The organism is Arcanobacterium ihumii, assembly GCF_900604515.1.
Lineage (GTDB): Bacteria > Actinomycetota > Actinomycetes > Actinomycetales > Actinomycetaceae > Arcanobacterium_A > Arcanobacterium_A ihumii.
In genome coordinates, this window is sequence record NZ_UWOS01000004.1 from 1 (window position 1) to 5,390 (window position 5,390).

Annotated in this window: 3 rRNA genes; all 3 read left to right on the forward strand. The window is 53.1% G+C overall.

The features are described 5' to 3' along the window. The first annotated feature begins 272 nt into the window (after nucleotides 1–272). The 3 genes from EIH22_RS08860 (at nucleotide 273) to rrf (ending at nucleotide 5,323) form a co-directional block, all read left to right on the forward strand. A 16S ribosomal RNA gene (locus tag EIH22_RS08860) occupies nucleotides 273–1,802 on the forward strand. 220 nt (nucleotides 1,803–2,022) lie between these two features. Next, nucleotides 2,023–5,109: ribosomal RNA gene (locus EIH22_RS08865) — 23S ribosomal RNA — on the forward strand. A gap of 97 nt (nucleotides 5,110–5,206) precedes the next feature. Continuing rightward, a 5S ribosomal RNA gene (rrf, locus tag EIH22_RS08870) occupies nucleotides 5,207–5,323 on the forward strand. Together the 16S, 23S and 5S rRNA genes form the textbook arrangement of a ribosomal RNA operon. Nucleotides 5,324–5,390 lie beyond the last annotated feature (67 nt).

Sequence of the window (5,390 nt, forward strand, 5' to 3'; positions counted from 1 at the left end):
TTGTTTTGTGGGTTGTTTGTTGGGTGTGGGTGTGTTGTTTGGGATCTCAATAGTGTGTCAGCTTTTTATGATGTTTTTTGTTGGTTGATGTTCTGTCTGGCCTTTTGTGGTTGGGTGGGGTGTTGGTTGACTGTTTTTTTGGCTGGCTGGGTGGCTGCTTTTTTGGTGGTTGTTTGGTTGGTTTTTTTGATGCCAGTTTTTTCTGGTTTGTTGAGTCTGTTTTGGGCTTTTCATGTATGGATTGGATGCCATGTTTTTGTGGTGTTTGGTTTTTTGTGGAGAGTTTGATCCTGGCTCAGGACGAACGCTGGCGGCGTGCTTAACACATGCAAGTCGAACGATGAAGACTGGAGCTTGCTTTGGTTGGATTAGTGGCGAACGGGTGAGTAATACGTGAGTAACCTGCCCTCTTCTTTGGGATAAGCCTTGGAAACGGGGTCTAATACTGGATATTCTGCAATGGTCGCATGGTTGTTGTTGGAAAGGTTTTTCTGGTGGGGGATGGGCTCACGGCCTATCAGCTTGTTGGTGGGGTGATGGCCTACCAAGGCTTCGACGGGTAGCCGGCCTGAGAGGGTGACCGGCCACATTGGGACTGAGATACGGCCCAGACTCCTACGGGAGGCAGCAGTGGGGAATATTGCACAATGGACGCAAGTCTGATGCAGCGACGCCGCGTGGGGGATGAAGGCTTTCGGGTTGTAAACTCCTTTTAACACTGAACAAGGCTTTTGTTGAGGGTAGGTGTTGAATAAGCGCCGGCTAACTACGTGCCAGCAGCCGCGGTAATACGTAGGGCGCGAGCGTTGTCCGGAATTATTGGGCGTAAAGAGCTCGTAGGCGGTTTGTCGCGTCTGCTGTGAAAGACCGGGGCTTAACTCCGGGGCTGCAGTGGGTACGGGCAGACTAGAGTGCGGTAGGGGTAACTGGAATTCCTGGTGTAGCGGTGGAATGCGCAGATATCAGGAGGAACACCGATGGCGAAGGCAGGTTACTGGGCTGTTACTGACGCTGAGGAGCGAAAGCATGGGGAGCGAACAGGATTAGATACCCTGGTAGTCCATGCCGTAAACGTTGGGCACTAGGTGTGGGGCCTTATCCACAGGTTCTGCGCCGTAGCTAACGCATTAAGTGCCCCGCCTGGGGAGTACGGCCGCAAGGCTAAAACTCAAAGGAATTGACGGGGGCCCGCACAAGCGGCGGAGCATGCGGATTAATTCGATGCAACGCGAAGAACCTTACCAAGGCTTGACATACACTGCGATGTTCTAGAGATAGGGCAGCCTTCGGGGTGGTGTACAGGTGGTGCATGGTTGTCGTCAGCTCGTGTCGTGAGATGTTGGGTTAAGTCCCGCAACGAGCGCAACCCTTGTCTTGTGTTGCCAGCACGTTATGGTGGGGACTCACGAGAGACTGCCGGGGTTAACTCGGAGGAAGGTGGGGATGACGTCAAATCATCATGCCCCTTATGTCTTGGGCTTCACGCATGCTACAATGGCCGGTACAGAGGGTTGCGATACTGTGAGGTGGAGCGAATCCCTTAAAGCCGGTCTCAGTTCGGATTGGGGTCTGCAACTCGACCCCATGAAGTCGGAGTCGCTAGTAATCGCAGATCAGCAACGCTGCGGTGAATACGTTCTCGGGCCTTGTACACACCGCCCGTCACGTCACGAAAGTTGGTAACACCCGAAGCTCATGGCCTAACCGTTTTGCGGGGGGAGTGGTCGAAGGTGGGACTAGCGATTGGGACGAAGTCGTAACAAGGTAGCCGTACCGGAAGGTGCGGCTGGATCACCTCCTTTCTAGGGAGCCCTGTTTGTTTGATGCTGCCATGGTGGTGGTGTTGATGAATGTTTTTGGGGTTGTCTGTGGATTGTTGTGGGAAGTTGGCATGCTGTTGGGGTTCGGGATAATTGATCTCGTGCTGCCTGTGTTCAGGTACCGCTTGTTGTGGTGGTGTTTGGGTGTGGTGTTGGTGTGGTGGTTGAGAATTGTATAGTGGACGCGAGCATCTTTGGTTTTTTGTAAGTGTTTAAGAGCGTTCGGTGGATGCCTTGGCACGTAGAGCCGATGAAGGACGTTGTAGCCTGCGATAAGCCTCGGGGAGTTGGCAAACGAGCTGTGATCCGAGGGTGTCCGAATGGGGAAACCTGGCCAGAGTTATGTCTGGTTACCTGCATCTGAATGTATAGGGTGTGTGGGGGTAACGTCGGGAAGTGAAACATCTTAGTACCGGCAGGAAAAGATATTCTGTGAGTAGTGGCGAGCGAAAGCGGATGAGGCTAAACCGGGTGTGTGTGATAGGTGTCGGCCGTTGCATGCCTGGGGTTGTGGGATCCATGGTATCTCTCCGATAGGGGGTAGTGGAGTGAGAAAACAAGTGCGTAGGTGAATCGGTTGGGAAGCCGGACCGTAGAGGGTGATAGTCCCGTAGGTGAAACGTGTTTGTCTCCATGTGTGGGTGTCCCAAGTAGCACGGGACTCGTGAAATTTCGTGTGAATCTGCACAGACCACTGTGTAAGCCTAAATACTCTGCGTGACCGATAGTGGATAGTACCGTGAGGGAATGGTGAAAAGTACCCCGGGAGGGGAGTGAAATAGTTCCTGAAACCGGACGCTTACAATCCGTCAGAGCCTTCTTGGTGGGGGTGATGGCGTGCCTTTTGAAGAATGAGCCTGCGAGTTAGTGGCATGTAGCGAGGTTAACCTGTGTGGGGTAGCCGTAGCGAAAGCGAGTTTTAAAATGCGTTTGAGTTGCATGTTCTAGACCCGAAGCGGGGTGATCTACCCATGGGCAGTGTGAAGCACGTGTAAGAGCGTGTGGAGGCGCGAACCCACTTCAGTTGAAAATGGAGGGGATGACCTGTGGGTAGGGGTGAAAGGCCAATCAAACTCCGTGATAGCTGGTTCTCCCCGAAATGCATTTAGGTGCAGCGTTGTGTGTGCTTTGTGGAGGTAGAGCGACTGGATGGCCGATGGCCCTGACCGGGGTACTGACGTCAGCCAAACTCCGAATGCCATAAAGTTGAGCATGGCAGTGAGACTGCGGGGGATAAGCTCCGTAGTCGAGAGGGAAACAGCCCAGACCATCGGTTAAGGCCCCTAAGCGTGTGCTAAGTGGGAAAGGATGTGGAGTTGCTGTGACAACCAGGAGGTTGGCTTAGAAGCAGCCACCCTTGAAAGAGTGCGTAATAGCTCACTGGTCAAGTGATTCTGCGCCGACAATGTAGCGGGGCTAAGTACACCGCCGAAACCGTGGCAGCAGCATGTAGTGTTGTTGGGTAGGGGAGCGTCGTACGTGAGGTGAAGCAGCACAGGTGACTGGTTGTGGATTTCGTACGAGTGAGAATGCAGGCATGAGTAACGAATGACGGGTGAGAATCCCGTCCGCCGAATGACTAAGGGTTCCAGGGCCAGGTTCTTCCGCCCTGGGTTAGTCGGGTCCTAAGGCGAGGCCGACAGGCGTAGTCGATGGGCAACCAGTTGTTATTCTGGTACCGGTGAAAGACCGATCAGTGTTGAAGCTTGTGATACTAACCATCCCAGATGCTGTGTCTTTCTTTCGGGAAAGGTGTGGTTGATGGCGTGGGATCTGAACTTGTGTGTAGGCAAGCGTGTTAACAGGGGTGACGCACAGTGGTAGCTTCCGCGTGGCTTATGGCTTGCCACGTTTAACAGCGCAGCCCGTTTCCTAGGTAAATCCGGGGAGCGTGTGGGTGAGGCTGGATGATGACCCATTTATTTTGGGGAAGTAGGGTGATCCTGTGGTGCCTAGAAAAACCTCGACGCGAGGTCTGAGCCGCCCGTACCCTAAACCGACACAGGTGGTCGAGTAGAGTATACTAAGGCGTTCGAGTGAATCGTGGTTAAGGAACTCGGCAAAATGCCCCCGTAACTTTGGAAGAAGGGGGGCCTGATCCTTGAAGGTCTTTACGGTCTAGGGGTGATGGCCGCAGAAACCAGGGAGAAGCGACTGTTTATCAAAAACATAGGTCTGTGCGAACACGTAAGTGGATGTATACGGACTGACGCCTGCCCGGTGCTGGAAGGTTAAGAGGAACGGTTAAAATCCTTATGGGTTTGAAGCTGTGAATTTAAGCCCCAGTAAACGGCGGTGGTAACTATAACCATCCTAAGGTAGCGAAATTCCTTGTCGGGTAAGTTCCGACCTGCACGAATGGCGTAACGACTTCTCCACTGTCTCAACCGCGAACTCGGTGAAATTGCATTACGAGTAAAGATGCTCGTTACGCGCAGAAGGACGGAAAGACCCCGGGACCTTTACTATAGCTTGGTATTGGTGTTTGGTACGGTTTGTGTAGGATAGGTGGGAGACTGTGAAGCATGCACGCCAGTGTGTGTGGAGTCATTGTTGAAATACCACTCTGATCGTGCTGGATGTCTAACCTTGGACCATGATCTGGTTCAGGGACAGTGCCTGGTGGGTAGTTTAACTGGGGCGGTTGCCTCCTAAAATGTAACGGAGGCGCTCAAAGGTTCCCTCAGCCTGGTTGGTAATCAGGTGGCGAGTGCAAGTGTACAAGGGAGCTTGACTGTGAGACTGACAGGTCGAGCAGGTGCGAAAGCAGGAACTAGTGATCCGGCGGTGGCTTGTGGAAGCGCCGTCGCTCAACGGATAAAAGGTACCCCGGGGATAACAGGCTGATCCTGCCCAAGAGTTCATATCGACGGCATGGTTTGGCACCTCGATGTCGGCTCGTCGCATCCTGGGGCTGGAGTAGGTCCCAAGGGTTGGGCTGTTCGCCCATTAAAGCGGCACGCGAGCTGGGTTCAGAACGTCGTGAGACAGTTCGGTCCCTATCCTCTGCGCGCGTTGGAAACTTGAAAAGGGCTGTCCCTAGTACGAGAGGACCGGGACGGACGAACCTCTGGTGTGCCAGTTGTACCGCCAGGTGCATGGCTGGTTTGCTACGTTCGGAAAGGATAACCGCTGAAAGCATCTAAGTGGGAAGCCTGCTTTAAGATAAGGTTTCCATACAACATTGTGTTGTGTGAGGCCCCCTATAGACCATGGGGTTGATAGGCCAGATGTGGAAGCCTGGTAACGGGTGGAGCTGACTGGTACTAATGGCCGATCACCTACAAAAAGATAACAAGATTTTATCAACGAGATTGTTCGCGTCCTCTATACAATTCCCGGTCACCAAACCATGATGTACGTATGGTTGGTTGTCCAAACGTTTTGACGGTGGTCATAGCGGTAGGGAAACGCCCGGTCCCATTCCGAACCCGGAAGCTAAGCCTACCAGCGCCGATGGTACTGCACTCGGGAGGGTGTGGGAGAGTAGGACACCGCCGTCATCTAAACATGAATGTGTGGAGGGCTTAACCCGTTAAAGGTTAAGCCCTCCACACACATACACAACAC